The sequence below is a fragment of the Candidatus Magnetaquiglobus chichijimensis genome (genome assembly GCF_045865675.1).
Classification (GTDB): Bacteria; Pseudomonadota; Magnetococcia; order Magnetococcales; family Magnetaquicoccaceae; genus Magnetaquiglobus; species Magnetaquiglobus chichijimensis.
Window position 1 is genome coordinate 1,174,048 of sequence record NZ_BAAFGK010000004.1, and the last position, 18,602, is coordinate 1,192,649.

19 protein-coding genes are annotated in these 18,602 nt (G+C 62.0%); 7 read left to right on the top strand and 12 right to left on the bottom strand.

The genetic code is table 11. The annotated features are described in order from the left end of the window. Nucleotides 1-41: 41 nt before the first annotated feature. The 3 genes from ACOY6C_RS09360 to ACOY6C_RS09370 are packed head-to-tail and all read right to left on the bottom strand — an operon-like array spanning nucleotide 42 to nucleotide 2,069. Complete coding sequence (locus ACOY6C_RS09360) at nucleotides 42-791, bottom strand: tRNA threonylcarbamoyladenosine dehydratase (RefSeq protein WP_420905206.1); 750 nt, start codon at nucleotides 789-791, stop codon at nucleotides 42-44. Continuing rightward, on the bottom strand, nucleotides 788-1,549 hold the full coding sequence (locus tag ACOY6C_RS09365; RefSeq protein WP_420905207.1) for a TatD family hydrolase: 762 nt from the start codon (nucleotides 1,547-1,549) through the stop codon (nucleotides 788-790). The genes ACOY6C_RS09360 and ACOY6C_RS09365 overlap by 4 nt, the downstream gene beginning before the upstream one ends. Before the next feature lie 7 nt (nucleotides 1,550-1,556). Beyond that, nucleotides 1,557-2,069 carry a tetratricopeptide repeat protein gene (locus ACOY6C_RS09370; protein ID WP_420905208.1) on the bottom strand — a complete coding sequence of 171 codons (513 nt, stop codon included), beginning with the start codon at nucleotides 2,067-2,069 and terminating at the stop codon, nucleotides 1,557-1,559. Nucleotides 2,070-2,322: 253 nt separating this feature from the next. Here ACOY6C_RS09370 and ACOY6C_RS09375 point away from each other — a divergent pair, with 253 nt between their 5' ends. Beyond that, nucleotides 2,323-3,690, top strand: coding sequence for a sensor domain-containing phosphodiesterase (locus ACOY6C_RS09375; protein ID WP_420905209.1), 1,368 nt, complete (start codon nucleotides 2,323-2,325; stop codon nucleotides 3,688-3,690). A 37-nt stretch (nucleotides 3,691-3,727) separates the two neighbouring features. Here ACOY6C_RS09375 and thiO read toward each other — a convergent pair whose 3' ends face one another. From thiO to ACOY6C_RS09405, 6 genes are all read right to left on the bottom strand, one after another. After that, nucleotides 3,728-4,816 carry a glycine oxidase ThiO gene (gene thiO / locus ACOY6C_RS09380; RefSeq protein ID WP_420905210.1) on the bottom strand — a complete coding sequence of 363 codons (1,089 nt, stop codon included), beginning with the start codon at nucleotides 4,814-4,816 and terminating at the stop codon, nucleotides 3,728-3,730. Between the two features lie 72 nt (nucleotides 4,817-4,888). Further along, nucleotides 4,889-6,031: a GNAT family N-acetyltransferase gene (locus ACOY6C_RS09385; protein WP_420905211.1), complete on the bottom strand. Its 1,143-nt coding sequence runs from the start codon at nucleotides 6,029-6,031 to the stop codon at nucleotides 4,889-4,891. Nucleotides 6,032-6,264: 233 nt separating this feature from the next. After that, nucleotides 6,265-6,477: a transcription antiterminator/RNA stability regulator CspE gene (cspE, locus tag ACOY6C_RS09390; protein ID WP_420905212.1), complete on the bottom strand. Its 213-nt coding sequence runs from the start codon at nucleotides 6,475-6,477 to the stop codon at nucleotides 6,265-6,267. A gap of 436 nt (nucleotides 6,478-6,913) precedes the next feature. Then, nucleotides 6,914-7,183 carry a hypothetical protein gene (locus tag ACOY6C_RS09395; RefSeq protein ID WP_420905213.1) on the bottom strand — a complete coding sequence of 90 codons (270 nt, stop codon included), beginning with the start codon at nucleotides 7,181-7,183 and terminating at the stop codon, nucleotides 6,914-6,916. Nucleotides 7,184-7,344: 161 nt separating this feature from the next. Continuing rightward, complete coding sequence (locus tag ACOY6C_RS09400) at nucleotides 7,345-8,295, bottom strand: peptidoglycan bridge formation glycyltransferase FemA/FemB family protein (protein ID WP_420905214.1); 951 nt, start codon at nucleotides 8,293-8,295, stop codon at nucleotides 7,345-7,347. Then, nucleotides 8,262-9,515, bottom strand: coding sequence for a glycosyltransferase family 4 protein (locus ACOY6C_RS09405; RefSeq protein ID WP_420905215.1), 1,254 nt, complete (start codon nucleotides 9,513-9,515; stop codon nucleotides 8,262-8,264). The genes ACOY6C_RS09400 and ACOY6C_RS09405 overlap by 34 nt, the downstream gene beginning before the upstream one ends. 135 nt (nucleotides 9,516-9,650) lie before the next feature. Between ACOY6C_RS09405 and ACOY6C_RS09410 the strand changes: the two genes are divergently transcribed. The 4 genes from ACOY6C_RS09410 to ACOY6C_RS09425 all read left to right on the top strand — a co-directional run bounded on the left by ACOY6C_RS09410 (nucleotide 9,651) and on the right by ACOY6C_RS09425 (nucleotide 13,427). Next, nucleotides 9,651-10,871, top strand: coding sequence for a glycosyltransferase (locus ACOY6C_RS09410; protein ID WP_420905216.1), 1,221 nt, complete (start codon nucleotides 9,651-9,653; stop codon nucleotides 10,869-10,871). A 70-nt stretch (nucleotides 10,872-10,941) separates the two neighbouring features. Next, nucleotides 10,942-11,910: an acetyl-CoA carboxylase carboxyltransferase subunit alpha gene (locus tag ACOY6C_RS09415; protein ID WP_420906112.1), complete on the top strand. Its 969-nt coding sequence runs from the start codon at nucleotides 10,942-10,944 to the stop codon at nucleotides 11,908-11,910. Between the two features lie 37 nt (nucleotides 11,911-11,947). Continuing rightward, entirely contained in the window at nucleotides 11,948-12,910 is a 963-nt protein-coding gene (locus ACOY6C_RS09420) for a hypothetical protein (protein ID WP_420905217.1), read from the top strand. A 133-nt stretch (nucleotides 12,911-13,043) separates the two neighbouring features. Then, entirely contained in the window at nucleotides 13,044-13,427 is a 384-nt protein-coding gene (locus tag ACOY6C_RS09425; RefSeq protein WP_420905218.1) for a hypothetical protein, read from the top strand. 443 nt (nucleotides 13,428-13,870) lie between these two features. Here the strand turns inward: ACOY6C_RS09425 and ACOY6C_RS09430 are convergent, their stop codons facing one another. From ACOY6C_RS09430 to ACOY6C_RS09440, 3 genes are all read right to left on the bottom strand, one after another. Beyond that, complete coding sequence (locus ACOY6C_RS09430; RefSeq protein WP_420905219.1) at nucleotides 13,871-14,212, bottom strand: SWIM zinc finger family protein; 342 nt, start codon at nucleotides 14,210-14,212, stop codon at nucleotides 13,871-13,873. Beyond that, entirely contained in the window at nucleotides 14,209-14,694 is a 486-nt protein-coding gene (locus ACOY6C_RS09435) for a hypothetical protein (protein ID WP_420905220.1), read from the bottom strand. The genes ACOY6C_RS09430 and ACOY6C_RS09435 overlap by 4 nt, the downstream gene beginning before the upstream one ends. 632 nt (nucleotides 14,695-15,326) lie before the next feature. After that, complete coding sequence (locus ACOY6C_RS09440) at nucleotides 15,327-16,085, bottom strand: EF-hand domain-containing protein (RefSeq protein ID WP_420905221.1); 759 nt, start codon at nucleotides 16,083-16,085, stop codon at nucleotides 15,327-15,329. Between the two features lie 275 nt (nucleotides 16,086-16,360). On the opposite strand from ACOY6C_RS09440, the gene ACOY6C_RS09445 reads away from it, so the two are divergent. Continuing rightward, complete coding sequence (locus ACOY6C_RS09445; RefSeq protein WP_420905222.1) at nucleotides 16,361-17,047, top strand: response regulator; 687 nt, start codon at nucleotides 16,361-16,363, stop codon at nucleotides 17,045-17,047. Between the two features lie 4 nt (nucleotides 17,048-17,051). Then, nucleotides 17,052-18,596, top strand: a complete 1,545-nt coding sequence (locus ACOY6C_RS09450; protein WP_420905223.1) for a sensor histidine kinase — start codon at nucleotides 17,052-17,054, stop codon at nucleotides 18,594-18,596. Nucleotides 18,597-18,602 lie beyond the last annotated feature (6 nt).

Here is an 18,602-nt window from a genome sequence, read left to right on the forward strand (position 1 = left end):
AACCTCTGCCGGGGACCGAGCCGGTCCCCGGCCCCCGGCAATCACGCAACCCCACCACCCTCCCCACCTCGCACCAACGCCTGAATCACCACCCCGGCCAACGTCATGCCAAACAACGCCGGCAGATAACTGATCGTCCCATTCACCGCCCGCGGCCTTCCGGTCGGGGTCGGCACCGGCGGCAAAGGCTCGGCAGGCGACTCGGTGGACCAGACCGCGACAATCCCACGCCCCTGACCTCGCCGATGCAACCGCCGCCGCACCTCCCGCGCCAACGGACAAATGGTCGAATCCATCAGATCTCCCACCTCCAGGCGGGTCGGATCCAACCGCCCGCCAGCCCCCATGCTGCTCGCCACGCGAATCCCACGCTCCCGCGCCGCGATCAACAACCCAACCTTGGAGTTCAAACTGTCAATGGCATCGATCAGCCAGTCCGGTCGCGGCGCATCCACCAACTCCGGAATGGTCTCGGCAGTGATGAAACGATCCACCAACGTCAGTTCACACGCCGGGTTGATGGAGAGGATCCGCCGCCCAAGCACCTCAACCTTCTTCTCCCCCATGGTCTCCAGAGTGCTCGGCAACTGCCGATTGAGATCGGTCGGGGCCACCACGTCATGATCGACCAGCGTGATCCGACCGATGCCGGCCCGCGCCAACGCCTCGGCGGCAAACCCTCCAACCCCGCCCACGCCGGCCAACAACACATGCGCCCCACGCAACCGCGCCAACCCCTCCTCCTTGACCAGAATCGCCGTGCGCGTATGCAGTCCAGCTTCCACGCTCATCCCTCCCGCCAGTTCAACACCCGCCGCGCATTGCGCGTCGTGGCCGCGATCAACCCCTCCACCGCCACACCCCGCAACCCGGCCAACGTTTCCACCACCTCGGCCAGACAGGCCGGTTCGTTGCGCTGCCAATAACGACTCACCGGAGGCAGATCCGGCGCATCACTCTCCAGCACCAACGCCGTTTCATCCACCGCTGCCGCCACCTGTCGTATCCGCGTGGCGCGCTCACGGGTCACCACCCCGCCCATGCCCAAACAAAACCCCAGACGGATGTAATCCCTGGCCTGCTCCAGACTGCCGCCAAAAGCATGCACGATCCCGCCACACGGAAATTTCAACCGCTTGAGCAACGCCACCACCGGATCATGCGCCCGTCGCACATGCAACAACACAGGCCGATCGAACGCCATGGCCAAGCGCAACTGCGCCTCGAAAAGCACGGCCTGGACCGCGTGGGTCTCCGGCGGCAACAGATGATCCAACCCGATCTCCCCCACGGCCAATGGCACGACCCCCCTCAACCACCCCTCAAGCCGCGCCAGACCATCTTCGGGATGATCCGCCAGAAAAACCGGATGCAGCCCAAGCGCGATTTCACACCCCGGACCACGCAGCCCCACGATCCGCTCGAAACCAGCCAGAGTCACGCCAGGAATCACCAATCCACGCACCCCGACGGCACGAGCCCGCGCCCAAACCGCGTCGCGATCCGCATCGAACACCGGAAAATCGAGATGGCAATGGGTATCGATCACCCGAGTTTCAATCCTCTTCGCCAGGATAAGGAATGCGCGCCTCCACATACGCGAGCGCGGCCTCGTCCAACTCGCTCCGGGCCAACTCCAAAGCCTGGGAAACCTCCGCGCGAAACGCTTCAGGCACACCCGGCTCGGCCCGCGCCAGCCAGATCATCGCCCGCGCCGGATCGCGCGGAACCCCCAACCCCTCGTAATAGAGCGCACCCAGACAGTGGGCGGAACGGGCATCCCCAAGCAACGCGGCTCGCTTGAAACAGCCACTCGCCGCTTCCGGATCCTTGGCCACGCCGATGCCGCGCAAATAAAGGGTGCCGAGATTGTGCAGGGAGAACACATCCCCGCCCTCGGCAGCCCGTGAAAACCACGCGACCGCCTGGGCCGGGTCGCGCGGCACCCCCAATCCCTTGAGATACATGGCGCCCAGGTTGTGTTGGGCCTTCACATTGCCCCCCTCGGCCAAGGCATGCACCAACTCCAGATAGCGTCGCGGATCGATTTGTTCACCCGTGGACATCATCCAAACAGCTCCCTTTCAAACGTATGACCATGCGCACTGGCCGCACACCGAAGATTTTGCTTAAACATTCCGCAGATTGCCAGAAACCACACAATTTACCGTTAACATCTGTACAAAAAATTGTCAAACAACTACGCAATCAAACCAAACCCCACCGACAATGTTCGATATTGCAAAGACAAACACGAATGGCTCGCATCTTGCTTTCAAAATTCGTTACAATACAGTCCAGCTCAAGTCATGGAATCGTACCGTGTTCAACACTGCCATACCCCCAACATCCGCGGATCAACCGATCGATCAGGCCCCCTCGTTCGACTTCCGCCTGCGCCAGGATCGCGCCACGCGCCGTCCGTTCGGTCGCATGGAACATGCCGTGGAACGGTTCCTCGGCCACACCTTGAGCAGCACCTTTCAACCGATCTTCGGTCTGGCGCATCGCGGCGTGGTCGGCCACGAAGCCCTGTTGCGGGTCCACGACGACACGGGGCGTCCGATCTCCCCCCTGGCGTTCTTTCACTCCGAACACCACGCCAAGAATCTGCTCTACTCCGACTGGCTGAGCCGCTGTCTGCATCTGCGCAACTTCGTGCGCCAGAGCAATGGTCAGGATGGCTGGCTGTTCTTGAACTTCCATCCCAACGTCACCCGGACCGGCAAAAGCCGACATTTCCGCTTTACCGAAGAACTGCTGCGCATCCACGGCATCGAACCCAACCGGGTGGTGGTGGAGATTCTGGAACAGGGATTCCACGACGAATCCCGCATCGTGGAGATCGTCGATCACTACCGTTCCCTGGGCTGCCTGATCGCCGTGGACGACTTCGGCGCCGGCGAGGCCAATTTCGACCGCATCTGGAAGCTCAAGGCCGATATCGTCAAACTGGATCGCTCCCTGATCGTCCAGGCCAGCCGGGACGCGCGGGCCCGCGCCTTTCTCTCCAGCATCTCGACCATGCTCCATCAAGCCGGCAAGCTGGTTCTGCTCGAAGGGATCGAAACCGAAGAGCAGACCCTGATCGCCATGGACGCGGATGTGGATTTCGTGCAAGGGTATCACCTGGCGCGCCCGACCCCGCATCTCACCCCGATCCGCGCCGCCGAACCGCTGCTCGCCTCGCTGTCCGGACAACTGCTGGAACGGGAACGGGCCAATGCCCACACCCAGACACGGGAACTCAACAACCGAATCGGCGATTTCCTCGCCCTGTTCAAGAAAAAGGTCACCGGAAAACAGACCGACCGGCATGAAAAACGGTTCGGCAAATACCTGAAAAATCCCGGCGTGCGACGCTGCTTCGTGCTGGATGGTAACGGCATTCAGCTCGGGGAGAACCTCGAGGGGTGCGCGCCCGTCAATCCACACCGTCGGCAACTCATCCCCCTGACCGATGCCCGAGGCGCGGACTGGTCGCGACGCGACTATTTCCGTCGGGCGATGCGCTACTTCGGCCAGGTGCAGGTGACCGGCCCCTACTTTTCGCTGCCCGATGCCCAGGACTGCGTGACCCTTTCGTTGGCGATGCGCCACAAGAACGGTCAGGTCCGGGTCTATTGCTGCGATCTGGCCTGGAGCCGCGCCGTGCGACCCGAACTGTTGATCCACTCCCACGCCGGGTGAAGAGCACCCAACCGGATCCCACCAACCCCCGGTTCCATCACGGGGCAAAGGGATCGATGTCCACCGCCGGGGCACGCCCCAGCACCAGGTCGCGAATCACCTCGGCGGTGATCGGGGTCAACAGGATGCCGTTGCGATAGTGGCCGGCGGCCACGAACAACCCTTGCACCGCGCTGGCGCCCAGCATCGGCAGATTGTCCGCCGTGGCCGGACGCAGGCCCGACCAGGAGCTGGCATACCGGGCATCGGCGAGTCCGGGCACCATCTCCAATGCCATGCCCGCCACCCGGTGCAATCCGCCCAGGGTGACCGCCTTGTCGAAGCCGCGATCCTCCAGGGTCGAGCCCATCAGCACCCGGCCATCGGCTCGGGGCACCACATACCCCTTGTAGCCATACACCACATGACGAAAACGGGGCGGACGGCTCTCGAGCTGGATGATCTGTCCGGCCACGGGGCGGATGGTGGTACGCAACCGGGGCAGGCCGGGAATCTCCGAACTCCACGCCCCACCCGCCACCACCACCCGGTCGGCGGGGAGGAAGCCGCCCTCGGTCTTCACCCCCGTGACCCGCCCGGCCTCGATCTCGATCGCGCGCACCCGATCCCCGGAACGGAACTCCGCGCCCAGCCGCGCGGCGGCGGCGGCCAGAGCCGCGGACAACGCCACCGGATCGACCCAGTGGTCGTCCGGAAAGTAAAGCGCACCGACCATCCGTTCCGTCAAGGCCGGCTCCAGCGCCCGAGCCTGATCACGATCCAGGATCTCGACCCTTAAACCCCGTTCGAGCATCCATTCGGCGCGCGCCGCAGAGAGACGCCCCTCCGCCGGGTCGAGGGCCACTTCCAAAACGCCGGCATCCTCGTAGCCCACCGAAACCCCGCTCAAGGCGGTCAATTCGCGGGCGTAGTCGCGAAAACGGCCACGGCTGGCCAGACACAACTCGAAAAACGGACCCGGACCCGCCACCTCGGACTGGGCCCCCAAAATCCCGGCGGCGGCGGCAGACGACTCGGCCCCCGGTATGGACTTCTCCAGCAGGGTGACACGCAAGCCCGCCTCGGCCAACCGATGGGCGCACGCACAGCCCATCACCCCTGCTCCGATGATCACCACCCTCTCCACGCCGACCTCCCGTGTTCACCGTACCACAACCCAAGCCTCACCCCGCATCACGATGCCGCGACCGACCGGTCGTCATCCCCGCGTTGCCCCGTCCCCATCGTGCCCGCCGCCCATGCGCCGCGCCAGAGAGACGACGCGCGCCTTGCGCGCCGGGTCGTAATGTCGCCACTTCTCTTCCGGCAAACGATCCGAATCCACCCGCTCGAAACCGTGGTGGCCGAAAAACTCCATGGCGCGCGGATCCCCCACGCAGGCGAACAGCAGATCCAGACGCATGCGGCGCGCCTCCTGGATCATGCGGGCCAGAAGCCTCCCGCCGATTCCCTCGCCCTGAAAACGGGTCAGGGCATACAACGCGGTGATCTCTCCGGCGTTGCGCGACCGATACGGCCCGGTCACCAGACCGCACACCCCGGAAAGGTGGTGTTCGGAGATGAAGGCCCCATATCCCTGCGTCAGAAGCGCGGTCACCGACTCATCGGAGCGGGGCAACAGAAACCCCTCGCTCTCGCCACGCCGGATCATGGCCGCCGCCGCCGAAAAATCATCCAGGGTCAACCGTCGCACCTGACAGTAATGACGCCGCGAAAAAAACAGCCCCCGCCCCTCGTAGGAGAAGAGCTCCCGTTCCAGATCGCTCAGCCGGCACAGACTCACCGCGCCCACCCCGCCGGTCAACAGCTCCAGAATGGTCCGCCGCAACACCGCCCGACCCGACGTTCCGGCATCGGAATCGCTCAACAGACGTTTAAGCCGAGCCGGATTGACGAAATTCAGGCTCTCCCCCTCCCCATCCAGCCACCCCTCGCCGCCATCGCGATGGATCAGCAGGAGTCTCGGCAGGCGCAGCAGGGCCCCGAAACGGGCCAACCGCTCCCAGAAAATCTCGATCGCGGTCTCCCCGCCCAGATACACCACATGCACCGGGGTGACCCGATTCCACAAGGCCGCCGGGATCTCCCCGCCGTGGGAGGTCAAGACCGGCAACAGGTCGGACAGCTCGCTCTCGAGGCCGGACAGAAAGGCGCGCACCACCGTTTCGTCCTGGGCCACGATCAGCACCTTGGCCTGATGGATCACCAGATCCCGGATCACATCCGCCAGGGCACGTTGGGTGTGCAAGGTCAGATCGCTCTCCTCGCAGAGGGCGATGGTCAAGGTCAAGCCGCGAAAGGCTTGCAGAAAGAACGGCTTTTCGGAAAACTCCTGACTCATGGATCTTCAATCACGCTGTTGCAAAAACCCGGAAATCCCCGGCATGCCACCGTCCGAAACATCGCGTCGGCTCCATCACGGAGAGGCGACAGGTTGGGACAAGCGCATCCCCGCCTCCCCCAAAAACCGTGGAACGTTCACGCGAGCCTTTCACGGTAAACAAAAAAGCCGCCCGGAACAAGGATTCCGGACGGCTTTCCTGGAGAACGGACCGCTAGGTCAGAATGCAGCGATCAAAGCGGTTCGACGTTCGCGGCCTGCAGGCCCTTTTGTCCACGCACCACTTCAAACTTCACCTTCTGCCCCTCTTCCAAGGATTTGAAGCCATCGGCCTTGATGGCGGAAAAGTGGACGAACACGTCCTCGCTGCCATCTTCCGGGGCCAAAAAGCCGAAACCCTTGGAATTGTTGAACCACTTGACCGTCCCACGAACCGTTTGCGACATTGTTTTCTACTCCCGATAATCAACTGGACCACATAAACTTTAGGATAAATTGAGTAAAACGTCCCATCGTCCTCTCCGCTTATCCCCTCTGGACATTACCATACGGAGGAGCGCAACCCGAAACAAGAAAAAATTTTTTATGGGTTGATTTTTTTTGGCGCACACATGCACTCCTTTGCAGTTCATTGATTTCTATGATCCTGATTCGCGACCATCCATTCGTATCGATTTCCATCCACGTTCAGAGGCCGTTTGGCACATGCCAAACAGCCTTCAGAGCGCGTCAACCGCACCCGGTCACGGGTTGGGATCCGATCATGAAAGGTCATCAATCGTCTCATCCCCAGTCATGACGAACGGGCACGATGGAGGGACAAGCGAACCGGCAGGTCCGGAGGGACGAACCTCGCGCGACGAATCGAGGAGAGATCGACCCCTACAGAATCAGTTTGGAGATGGGTTCCGAGGTGGAGATACCCGCTTTTTGATAATAAAGGCGCATGGCGGCTTCGGAGAGGGAGACCTTGTAGGCCACCGAGGCGCGGGAGGTGTCGTTGGCGACACCGGCCATGCTCTGCACCGCCTGCTGCTCGAACAGACGCAGTTGAGAGACGCTGGCCATGGTCCGGGTGCGTTGCGACAGGGCGTCGAAGGCGGCCTGGGCGCTTGCACCGAAAATCAACGTATTTTCGCCGTAGATGCTCATTCTTGTTCAACCTATTGAAAAGCAAAGATAAATGACCCGAGAAACGCAGCCACGCCGAGCCATTCATAGAGAGATTCACTTTATCTGAATTTCGTCAAATCGCCAAGGAGAATTTTTCCAGATTTCGCGCGCGCCATCTCCCCATCGACCCGACCAGCCCGTCAACCCAGCCAGGCGCGCGTCCGTTCGAGTCCGCGATGCAGGCGATGCCGCCAGGGGTGGACGATCTTGCGCCAGAAGCAACAGGGTTCGAAAGCTCCGCCGAAATGCTCCTTGAACTGAAAGATCCCCCTCAGTCTGGGGTCATCGGTGTGCGGACGCGCGCCCCCCAGATCGTATTCGGCCACGCCGCGCGTCTTGAGCGCCCGCATCACCTCCCAATGGAGAAGATTGGCCGCACCGGCAGCCGGGGCATCGATCACCGCCCCATGCAGATAGTATCCCCGTCTGGCATCGAACACGATCAGCGCCCCGGCCTGGAACGTCCCGTCCAGCCAGGCGCTCATCTTCAGGGTGGATGGGGCCAGATGGCGTTCGAGGGCCGCGAAATAGCCTTCGGAATGGGGATTGTGGCGTCCTCCGCGGGCATAGGCGCTCTCCAGGCCGCTTTGAAACCGTCGCGGCTCCAGCTCCGGGCGGATCTCGATCCCCTGGGCGCGCGCGCGTCGGATCTTGTTGCGATGGGTGGGCTTAAGCGCCATCCAGAGTCGCTCCTCGTCACGGGTCAGATCGACCACATAGGTGCCGAACGGCTCCAGGATCTCCCCCCCCACGCTCCGGATCGTCTCTTCGGGCCAACGGGCCATGTTGAAGCGCGACGCCACGGCAAACGCTCCGGCGCGGCGCGCCTGGTCGAACAGGTGGCGCAATTCGGTCTCCGCGGGTTCCGGCCAACTGCCGTACACCACCCAGCGCGACTGTCCCAGTTCGCGCACCTGGCCAACATGGATCCGGCCCCGCGCCAACTCCACCGGCACGACCGCGCTCACCGCGCCGACCGCGCCCATCACCCGCAACCAGGCCTGGCTCAAGAACAGGTTGGTTTCGACCGCGCCCCCATCCAGTCCGCACATCTCCATCAACTCCCGTCCGAGGTGCCGCGCACGCCCCACCCGGTCTCATCCCCGGCGAGGGTGGCAAAGAGCGACACATACCCCCGCGCCATGGCCCGCACCGAATGGCGTTCATGCACCTGCTCCCGCCACGCCTCTCCCATGCGGCGCGCCGCCTCCGGATCGCTCTCCAGCCGGGAGACCGCTTCGGCCAGCGACCGATCATCCCCAACCGGGATCAACAGGCCGTTCACCCCCTCCCCGATCAGATCCGAGAACGGCGGAATGCGGTGGCAGACCACCGGCAGTCCGAACAGGCCGGCCTCGAGCAGGGCATAGGGCAACCCCTCGCGCAGGGAGGGAAACAACAACCCCCGCGCCCGCGCCATGACCGCCAGAACCTGCTCCCTGGGCAACTGGCCGAGAAAATGGACCCGCTCCGCGGTGCCGTTCTCCGCGACCAGGTTCAACATGGCCTCGAAGAATCCGGGGAAATGGGGCTCCCCATTCGGAAAGAAGGTCTGTCCGCCGACGATCACCAGATGCAAATCCGGCCAGAGCCTCGACACCTCGGCCCAGGCGCGAATCGCCACATCCTGCCCCTTGGGCGGCTCGACCCACCCCACCACCACCCAGAACCGTTCCGGCAACCGCATGTCGTCCGGTGGTTGATCCAGCGCACCCCCGATCCCGACGTTCACGCCATTGAGCACGACCCGCACCGGCGCCAGATCCGGACAGGCCCTCTCGATCAGACGCCCGATGTGGGGAGCCACGGCGGTCACGGCTGCTGACCGGCGCACGATCCAGCGCAACAACGGGGTGTCGCGACGTTTCCCCTCGGCCAGGACCAGGGCATCGGTGCCATGAAAGGTGGTGACCCCCGGCGGTCCGCCGAACCAGCGGAGCAGATGAAAGAAGAACTGGTAATCCCGCGCGGTGTGAAAGTGGATCACATCCACCCCCTCGCGTCGGATGAGTCGCCACAGGGTCCACAGGGTGCGCGGCAGTTCGGCCACCAGACCCAGCAGACCACGCAAGGGCCTGCGCCGGTCCCACAACGGACGCAGACGCATCTTGTAGAGGGTGATCGGGCCGAACCGCTCGACGCTCAACGTTTTTTGCCCCCAGGGTCCGGGCGCGAACAGCGACACCCGGATCCCCATGGCGCTCCAGGCATGGGCCAGCTCGGCGATCATCACGTTGATCCCGCCGTGGGCCACGGGAAAGGTGGCATGGAAAACCACCAGAACATGACGCGCTCCGGACGGCCCGTTCATCGGTCTCCCGCCCGCCGTGCGAACGTCTCCCCACTCCCTGCCATCCCTTGCCATCCCTCGTCGAACGCGATTAATCTACCACCCTGTTTTGTTGGGTTTCCTTAAACGATTTCCCACGCTCCACGGTATCACGCGATGCAGTCCGACTCAAGGCGCCGCCCCAAACCGGTCATTCTGGCCCTGGCCCCCCACCCCTGGGATACCCACTGGTTGAGCCGTCAGCAACTGCTCTCCCGATTGGCGCGCCGCGGCTGGCCGGTGATCTACGCCTCCGGCCCCCTGGACTGGTGGTCCCGCGACACCCCGGAGTGGCAACGCGCGCCCTGGCGCGGTCGGCTGGAACCGCGGGAAATCGGCGTCCTGACCGACATTCCGGGCCGCTGGCCCTGTCTGTGGGACCGTTTTCCCGCCTGGAGCCGCACCGTCACCGCCCTGCACGCCCGTCGCCTGCGCTCTGCCGCCGACCGTTTGAGCGACCGCCGGCACCTCATGCTGTTTCATCCGCGCTTCGAACCCTATATCGAACTCCTGCGACCCGATCGGGTCCACTACCACGTCTACGACGTCTACCGGCTGATGGGGGAGTGGTCGGAAGAGAAGGCCGCCATGGAGACGCGACTGGTCTCCCGCGCCGATCTGATCACCACCTCCTCCCCCGGCATGGCGCTCAACCTGCCCGCACCCGGTCCCGAAAAGGCGCGCCAGCTCCCGAATGGCGCGGATGCCCACCATTTCGCCTCCGCGGATCTGGCCCCCTGTCCCGCGGAGTTGGCCTCCATTCCCCATCCGCGCATCGGCTATGTGGGCAACATCAATCCCAAACTCGACTTCGAGATGATCGACGCCCTGGCCCAGAACCATCCGGAATGGCACTGGGTCTTCATGGGACCGGTCACCCTGCATGGTCAGAAGGCGCGCGACTGCCAGACCCGCCTCACCTGGGACCGGCTGCGCCAACGCCCGAACATCCATTTTCTGGGGCTCAAACCGCGCGACATCCTGCCGTCCTACCTGGTCCACATGGATCTGCATGTCATCTGCTACAAGATCGCCCGCGTGGAAGAGGGATCCCCCGAGGATTGGGTGGTACACGGCTATCCCACCAAGCTCCACGAATATCTGGCCACCGGCAAGCCGGTCGTGGCCGCACCCCAGACCGCACTGCTCGAATTCTCCGATGTGGCGGCCATCGCCGAGACGATCCCGGAATGGGAACGGGCCATCGCCGCCGCCGTGGCCGGACAGGGCGTCGGCACGCCGGTCACCCGCCGGGCCAGGGCGCTGCAAAACACCTGGGAGAGCCGTGTCGATCTGCTGGAATCGTGGCTTGAGCAGCTCCATCCGGATATGGCATAATGGTTCCTTGCACTCCTTCGTTCCCTTTCAAGTCACACCAGGCCACGCCGGACACCCCATGATCCAAACCATGTCCCAGACCTTTCTCGAATTCGAGCGCCCCATCGGCGAGTTGATGTCCAAGATCGACGATCTGCGTCATCTCTCCAACAGCTCGGACATCAACATCTCCCAGGAGATCGCCCGCCTGGAACAAGAGACCATCCACCTGACCGAACGGATCTTCGCCAAGCTCACCCCCTGGCAGAAAACCCTCCTGTCGCGCCATCCGGATCGCCCCTTCTCCACGGACTATCTGGAACAGGTCTTCTCCAACTTCACGGAACTGCACGGGGATCGGGTCTTCGGAGACGACGAATCGATCATCGGCGGTCTGGCGGTGCTCGACGACATCGACGTGATGGTGATCGGCCAGGAGAAAGGACGCGGCACCAAGGAAAAGGTGCGCCGCAACTTCGGCATGCCCAAACCCGAAGGATATCGCAAGGCGCTGCGGCTGATGAAACTGGCGGAAAAGTTCAAACTGCCGATCATCTGCCTCATCGACACCCCTGGCGCCTATCCGGGCAAGGGCGCCGAAGAGCGCGGCCAGGCCGAGGCGATCGCCCGCAACCTGAAAGAGATGGCCTCGCTCAAGGTGCCGATTCTCTCGGTGGTCATCGGCGAAGGGGGCTCCGGGGGCGCGCTGGCCTTGGGGATGGGCAACCGGGTGCTGATGATGCAGTATGCCACCTATTCGGTGATCTCGCCGGAAGGGTGCGCCTCGATTCTCTGGAAGGACTCCTCCAAGGCCGAACTGGCCTCCGAGGCGCTGCGCCTGACCGCGCCGGACATCCTGGAACTCAAGGTGATCGACGAGATCATCCCGGAACCGATCGGCGGCGCGCATCGCAATCCCGACGAAGCCGCCAACCTGCTCAAACGCCACCTGATCCAGAATCTGCGCGAACTGCGCCGCAAATCCTCGCGCACCCTGATCAAGGAACGTTTCGACAAGTTCATGAACATGGGCGTGGTGGATATCGTCACCGGATCCTGACCCGTTCCACCCCACCCCGAACGCCCGTTCCAAGCGCATGGACAGCTTCTTCGCCACCGCCCGATCCCCTCGGCCCCGCGCCGAGGTTCTGCCCATCCGGACCATGGATCTGGAAACGGTGTGCGCGTTTCTCGTCGAATGCCAGACCGGCACGCGGGATCCCATCCCGCCGGTCGCGCCCCCGCACGCCAACCGCGCGACAGGCAGCGCCCTCTCCCCTGCCGCCTGGAAAAACGCCTACGCCCAAACCTGGATGACCTCCCCACCCAACCACGGTTTCATGCTGGTGGATGAGGATCGGGTGGTCGGCGCTTTCATGGCGCTCCACGCCGAACGGCTCATCCGGGGACGGTTGGAGAAGTTCTGTCACCTGGGCCATTGGGTGGTGCTGGAAGGGTATCGGGGGCAGAGCCTCTCCCTGCTACGCGCCCTGAAGGCCCAGCCCGACACCCACTTCACCCTGTTCAACGCCAACGAAACCGTGGCGCGGATCCTGACCACCCAACGATTCGTCCGACTCTCGGACCGGATCAGCGCGCTCTCCACCCTGCGCTGGCCAGGAGGATTCACCAGCCGGGTCATCGTGGACCGCCACGAAATCCTCACCGCGCTCCCCCCCGAAGCGGCCCAGGCGTGTCGTCACCACCGTCCATTCCCCTGGTTGCGTCAACTGGCGCTCGGCGATCGGCACGGATACTGCCACATCATCCACAAACCCTTCAAACAGGGACGGTTCCAGTCCACCAACCTCCTGCACATCAGCGACGGGGAGCGGTTCATGCGCCACTATCCGGCGCTGGCCCGTCACCTGCTCTTCAAGGAGGGGATCACCTCCCTGCGGGTGCCGAATCGCCTGCTGCCAGCTCCCCTGCCCGGCGCGCGGGAACAACGCGATCCATGCGCCCGACTCTTCCTTTCCAACCGACTGGGCGAAGCGGATATCTCAGGTCTGTACAGCGATTGGATGACCCGCGACATTCAGTCGTGCGGATTGTCGTGAATTTGCAAATTTTCACCCGCAACATGCGATCCATGGCAAGAATGCAAAAAATGGTGTAGGATGGCATGAAATGCGGAAAATTGAATTAAAGATCGCATACCACACCAGCCCCTCCCTTTCAACCGGAGATCCCATGCCGCACTCCCTCCACACAGGCCCGATCGTGACAGGTGCGCTGCTCATGCTTGTCGGTTCCCTGATGTCCGGGTCCGCGCATGCCGAACCCAAAAAACCAGCTCATCCGCACGCCACGCCGCCTGCTTTCGACCTCTCCTATCAACGCGATGGGGATGCCAATCCCGGCCAGATGCGCTTCTCCCCCACGCCGGACGGTCAACAAATCTGGATCGGCACCCCCCGCGTCATCGTCCATGCCCCGGACGGCTCCAACCAGCCGACCAGCCCTGCCCCCGGCGCCGATTCGATCACCATCCCGGCCAACCCGCCGACCCTCACCTTCGATCTCACCCCGGATGGCACCCTGACCCCCGTCAGACCTGACCCGAAACAAAACTAACGATTGAACCGCAACCAGCATGGATGCGTCGTTTTCCGCAAGACTGCCATGCAAAAGGATGCGCGTCGTTTCCAAGAATCGGAAACGACGCGCACACCAAGCGGCACGCCGCGTTTTTTTCGCAGAAAAGGGCAATGGGCTTAGACTATTCGAAAAATCGGTACTGGGCTCGCACTATTCTCATATGTATAAAAGTAAATACTCACAGACTACAGTTCGAACTTTTCAGCCTCGTCATTCATCGTTACAGAATTAACTAACATCCAAAGATGAATCGTCGTTGAGATTTTGTTTCGTTAAGTTTTTCTAGCGTACACTAACAAGCACACAGAACAGTCGGATCCCAGTACCAGCATCAGTCAAGGGAGGTCAAAACAATCGGATCCCAGTGCCGAAACTGGATTGCGCTGAACGAAATTGGATCGTAGCAGACTGATGCGCGGTCAACGGCGACCATGCATCATGTCGGCGATGGCGCGCTTGGCAGTGGATACCTGCTGTTGCGCCGCCTTCACTTTCTCCTCAGCCGTCAGCATCCTCGCAAGGGCTTCTTGCAATGCCGTCTCTTGAAGCCACTCCACCACACGGGGAACATCTCCTGCATTTTCGCTGATCACACCTTCCCCGTCCCCCTCCAAAATCCGGAATCGGTGCTTGCAAGATTGCCCTTTCTGTCCCGCCGGACAAGTGCAGAAGGCATGGAGTTGATTTCCGGATGTCCGCTCAAAAGTCACCCGGTATGGCTCCGGTTTGCTGCCTTGAACAAGAAATTGAAGATGCATCATGCCGACTCTGGCTCCATTCCAGTTTGCAAAAATTTGACGAACTTTGTCTGACTTGTATTTACCACTTTCACAAACAATCCAGCCTCATAATATCGATATACAATTTCTCCATCGTCGTCTTTGGTCGCTTGTCTTCCATTTATTATCTGAATAGTCTTGCTTTCTTTGTTGGCGACAAATTCCTTCCAATTGGTGTACGCCAAACGATTGGAGTGAATCATATCACCTTCACAAAAATTGAATCCGTGTCCTTGAGTCCAACCCCACACTGACCTAGTAGCTTTCTTATTGGTTTCCAAATTTTTAACATGATTTCCGTTGGAATCATAAATATACACATGATATTCATGAAAACGAATATCTAAAGCTTCCTTGAAAGATTCAAGAAGAGCCCATGCATATCCTATTGCAAAACCATCTTGAAATTCCGCACAAAGAACAAGAGATCGATCTTTAAGCTTAGTGACAGGACGATTATCCATTTTAATAAACCCCAAACTGAAAAATGATATATTATCCCATAATACACCCTTACATCATTCTGCGTCCAGTGGTAGCGTGATCCCGGAGCTTGGAAACCTCCAAAAACCAAAGTCGGACCTTCGGGCACCGAACTCCGACTTGTCTGGGCTCAGCGAAAAATATCGTGTGCTTAGCGGCTCACGGTTTTGGAGTATCCTGGTGAACCCCCTGACATGTAAAACTTTTACTGTTACCCCGGCAAGGCCGGGGGATTACCCATTGTATTTATGATGGAGGCGCCTCCCTACCCAAAGGAGTTCCACTATCGGCGCGAAACAATGCCGTAGCCAAGGCGGAACGCCACGTTTTTTCGCAAAAAGCGCGAAACAATGCTTTTTTTAAAGAGCGCGCTAACTTGACATGGTGGGGGGATCCCCCCTTACCGTGGACCTCCCTTCGGGAGTTCCACGGTAAAAAGCAAAGTCAAAAACCAAACCTCGGAGACTCCGTCTCCGAACCTCTGCCGGGGACCTTCGGTCCCCCGTCCCCTGCATATAGTGGGGGGCTCAATAGTTACCTCCTTTTCTTAACGGTAAAAACGACACCTTCCACACTGTCAGCCTGGTCCAAGCATGCCGATGGGGACCGGAGATCACGCGGTCAGATTTACCGCGACCGACTGACCGGTAGCGCCCGACTGACGTCCCTGGACCGCGGAGAGCATGTACTGGATCATGCCGAAAGGAGAGACCGAACGACCCGGATCGCTCGTCGAAGCCGCATCGTTGCCGCCGGACTGGTTGGTCATGGCGTCGAGCAGGGATTGAATCTCGTCCTTGCCGATTTTGCCATCCCCGTCGTTGTCCAACAGATTGAGGAGCGTCTGGGCGGAGTCGGCATTGCTGCCCGATGCGCCAACGCCTCCCGCCTGACCTGCACGCTCGGCATGGGCGGCCTGCATGTCGGCCTGCAACTCTTCCAGGCTCACCTTGCCATCCTTGTTGGTGTCCGCCGTCTCGAACCGCTCGGACAACAGCCCCTCGGCCTCGTCCGAGGAGATCGAACCATCCGAATCCTGATCCATGCTGCTCATCAGATCGCTGGCCGACGGTTTGCCACCCGACGGCGGCGGCCCCATCATGGGCTGTCCGTTTCCGGTTTTTGCCTTGATCTCATTGTGAAAACTCTCCATGGCGGTCTGCAACTCGTCGCTGGAGATCTTGCCATCGCCGTCGGCATCGGAGGTGGAAAACCGCTCGGACAACAGTCCCTTGGCTTCGGTGGCATCGATGAGCCCATCACCGCTCTGATCCATCTTCTTCATCAACGCCGCCGCCGTGGGAGGCTTGCCCATGCCGCCCATGCCCATCATGCCACCCATGCCGCCCATGCCGTTCATCGAGATGTTCATGCCTGACTCTCCTTGATTGATTGGTGAGGTTCTCGCCTCCCTCCCCGGACGCGAATCATCCGAGCTTCGGGTCAGGAGCCTACACAAAAAACCCGTAAGGGTGTGTTTCGAAAGCGTCAGGAAGTGTAAAGCCTGCTTCCAATCCAAACAGAGGCGGTTACAATGTCCCGAAGCGCCCTGTAGCGAAACGATTCGGAACCACCCCAAAAGTGCGGCCCGGCTCGGATTGGCGCGATTGAACCACGTTACACCCCCCACCCTCGGGAGTCCCCTGGATGATCCGCGTGCTGCTCATCGACGATGACCGCGAATTGTGTCACATGCTCTCCCGTTACCTGCAGGCCGAAGGATTCGAATGCCTCTGCCGCCACGATGGGGACTCCGGCCTGGATCTGGCCCTGAAGGAGAGCTTCGACGCCCTGGTGGTGGATGTGATGATGCCGCGCTTGAACGGCTTCGAACTGGTGCGTCGCCTGCGCGGACGCCGCAACACCCCGGTGCTGATGCTCACCGCGCGCGGCGAGGACGTGGACAGCATCCTGGGTCTGGAGATCGGCGCGGACGACTACCTCACCAAACCCTGCAACCCCAAGGTGCTGGTGGCCCGACTGCGCGCGGTGCTGCGTCGCGGTCCGGCCAAAACCGATCAGACCATCCTCAAGGTCGATTCCATCACCCTCCACCCCGGCACACGAGCCATTCAGGTCAACGATCTCCCGATCGAACTGACCGGCGCGGAGTTCAACCTGTTGCAGGTGCTCATGCGCCACGCCGGCGAGGTGGTCTCCAAGGAGCATCTGTGCCGCCAGGGTCTGGGCCGGGATCTCTCCAGCTTCGATCGCAGCGTGGATCTGCACATCAGCAACCTGCGCCGCAAACTCGGTCCCGCCGAGGACGGCTCGGCACGCATCGTCACGGTGCGCGGCGGCGGATACCAACTGGCGGCACGCAACCGGGAGTAACACCATGCGCTTTTTCTGGAAACTGTTTTTCTCGTTCTGGCTGGTGGTGTCGCTGGTCGGAGGCGGCTTCTTCTGGGGAGGGCACCATCTGCGCGGTCTTTTGGAACCGCTGTTCGATGCCCATCTGGAAGCGTTGATGAAACAGCGACGCGAGGTGGCCAACCTGATCGTCCATCAGGGGATCGCGGCGACACGCCACCATTTCATCACCACGCCCGGACTCGAGGAGATCCTGGTTCTGGACCGGAACCATCAGGATATCCTCGACCGTCCGGTTCCCGGACCTTTCCGACGCAACCGCCCGGAATGGGGGAGTCGCCCTCCTCCCCCTCCCCCGGATGAGGCAGGGCCGGATCGCTTCGGGTTACCCCCGGATGAAGGTTCTCCCCAGAACTTCCGTCCCCCCCCTCCCGGACCACGCGAACCCCCACTCCATCGCTCCCTGGGCGTGACCGATCCGGATGGTCATCCCTATCGGATCCTTTTCAGCCGCCTGACCTCCCCATTGGCCTTGCTGCTGCGCGAATATCCCCTGCTGCCGGTTTTGCCACTTTTGATCAGTGGTATCGTGGTCTTTCCCCTGGCCCGACACTTCACCCGCCCGGTGGGCCTGCTGCGCGGCGCCGCCCTGCGGCTGGCGGATGGTGACCTGACCGCCCGCGCGCCGGTGGCGCGCCGACTGGTCTCCGACGAACTCGACGACCTGGCCAGGGATTTCAACTTCATGGCCGAGCGTCTCGAAACCCTCTTTCATAGCCAGAAACGACTCCTCCAGGATGTCTCCCACGAACTGCGCTCCCCGCTGGCGCGGATGCGCGTCGCCCTGGGACTGATCGAACAGGGCAACGGCGGCATGGACGAGGAGCGCGAGGAGGCCATGCAGCGACTCGCGCGAGAGATGGAACGACTGGATGGTCTGATCGGTCAGGTGATCCGCGTGTCGCGTCCGGAACAACCCGAACGGATGCCACGCGACACCCTGATCGATCTTGGGGCGTTGGCGGAACAGGTGGTGGAGGACGCCCGTTTCGAGCACGGACTGGAGAGCCCGGTGCTGGCGAGCCAACTGCTCGAACCGGCGTTGCTGTGGGCCGACGGAGAGTCGCTGCACTCGGCGGTGGAGAACGTGGTACGCAACGCCATGCGCCATGCCCCCCGGGATACGGAGGTGACCCTGCTGCTCTCCCGGCATGGGGCATGGGTGCGGATTCAGGTTCGGGATCAGGGCCCCGGCGTGCCGGAAGCGGATCTGCCGCGCATCACCGAACCCTTCTTCCGGGTTGGCGAGGCACGGGATCGCGCCAGCGGCGGTCATGGTCTGGGATTGGCGATCGCCGCGCGGGCGATACGGGATCACCAGGGGAGGCTGACGGTGCGCAACCGCGCGGAAGGGGGTCTGGAGGTGGAGATCGACCTGCCGGTGGAGCCGTTGCTCCCGTGGGATGAGGAGATGGAGAGAGGGTCCGGCGTGAAGCCTGGCGGGGGCGCGGCGGGAATCTCCGGCGGGTCTGGCGGGTCTGGCGGGTCTGGCGGGTCTGGCGCGGGTTGATGGCTC

What these genes read in the sequence shown, in the direction of transcription:
- ACOY6C_RS09360 (WP_420905206.1), bottom strand. Translation starts at nt 791, where the DNA reads ATGAGCGTGGAAGCTGGACTGCATACGCGCACGGCGATTCTGGTCAAG.
- ACOY6C_RS09415 (WP_420906112.1), top strand. Translation starts at nt 10,942, where the DNA reads ATGTCCCAGACCTTTCTCGAATTCGAGCGCCCCATCGGCGAGTTGATG.
- ACOY6C_RS09450 (WP_420905223.1), top strand. Translation starts at nt 17,052, where the DNA reads ATGCGCTTTTTCTGGAAACTGTTTTTCTCGTTCTGGCTGGTGGTGTCG.
- cspE (WP_420905212.1), bottom strand. Translation starts at nt 6,477, where the DNA reads ATGTCGCAAACGGTTCGTGGGACGGTCAAGTGGTTCAACAATTCCAAG.
- ACOY6C_RS09425 (WP_420905218.1), top strand. Translation starts at nt 13,044, where the DNA reads ATGCCGCACTCCCTCCACACAGGCCCGATCGTGACAGGTGCGCTGCTC.
- ACOY6C_RS09445 (WP_420905222.1), top strand. Translation starts at nt 16,361, where the DNA reads ATGATCCGCGTGCTGCTCATCGACGATGACCGCGAATTGTGTCACATG.
- ACOY6C_RS09395 (WP_420905213.1), bottom strand. Translation starts at nt 7,183, where the DNA reads ATGAGCATCTACGGCGAAAATACGTTGATTTTCGGTGCAAGCGCCCAG.
- ACOY6C_RS09430 (WP_420905219.1), bottom strand. Translation starts at nt 14,212, where the DNA reads ATGATGCATCTTCAATTTCTTGTTCAAGGCAGCAAACCGGAGCCATAC.
- ACOY6C_RS09435 (WP_420905220.1), bottom strand. Translation starts at nt 14,694, where the DNA reads ATGGATAATCGTCCTGTCACTAAGCTTAAAGATCGATCTCTTGTTCTT.
- ACOY6C_RS09385 (WP_420905211.1), bottom strand. Translation starts at nt 6,031, where the DNA reads ATGAGTCAGGAGTTTTCCGAAAAGCCGTTCTTTCTGCAAGCCTTTCGC.
- ACOY6C_RS09410 (WP_420905216.1), top strand. Translation starts at nt 9,651, where the DNA reads ATGCAGTCCGACTCAAGGCGCCGCCCCAAACCGGTCATTCTGGCCCTG.
- ACOY6C_RS09440 (WP_420905221.1), bottom strand. Translation starts at nt 16,085, where the DNA reads ATGAACATCTCGATGAACGGCATGGGCGGCATGGGTGGCATGATGGGC.
- ACOY6C_RS09370 (WP_420905208.1), bottom strand. Translation starts at nt 2,069, where the DNA reads ATGATGTCCACGGGTGAACAAATCGATCCGCGACGCTATCTGGAGTTG.
- ACOY6C_RS09420 (WP_420905217.1), top strand. Translation starts at nt 11,948, where the DNA reads ATGGACAGCTTCTTCGCCACCGCCCGATCCCCTCGGCCCCGCGCCGAG.
- ACOY6C_RS09405 (WP_420905215.1), bottom strand. Translation starts at nt 9,515, where the DNA reads ATGAACGGGCCGTCCGGAGCGCGTCATGTTCTGGTGGTTTTCCATGCC.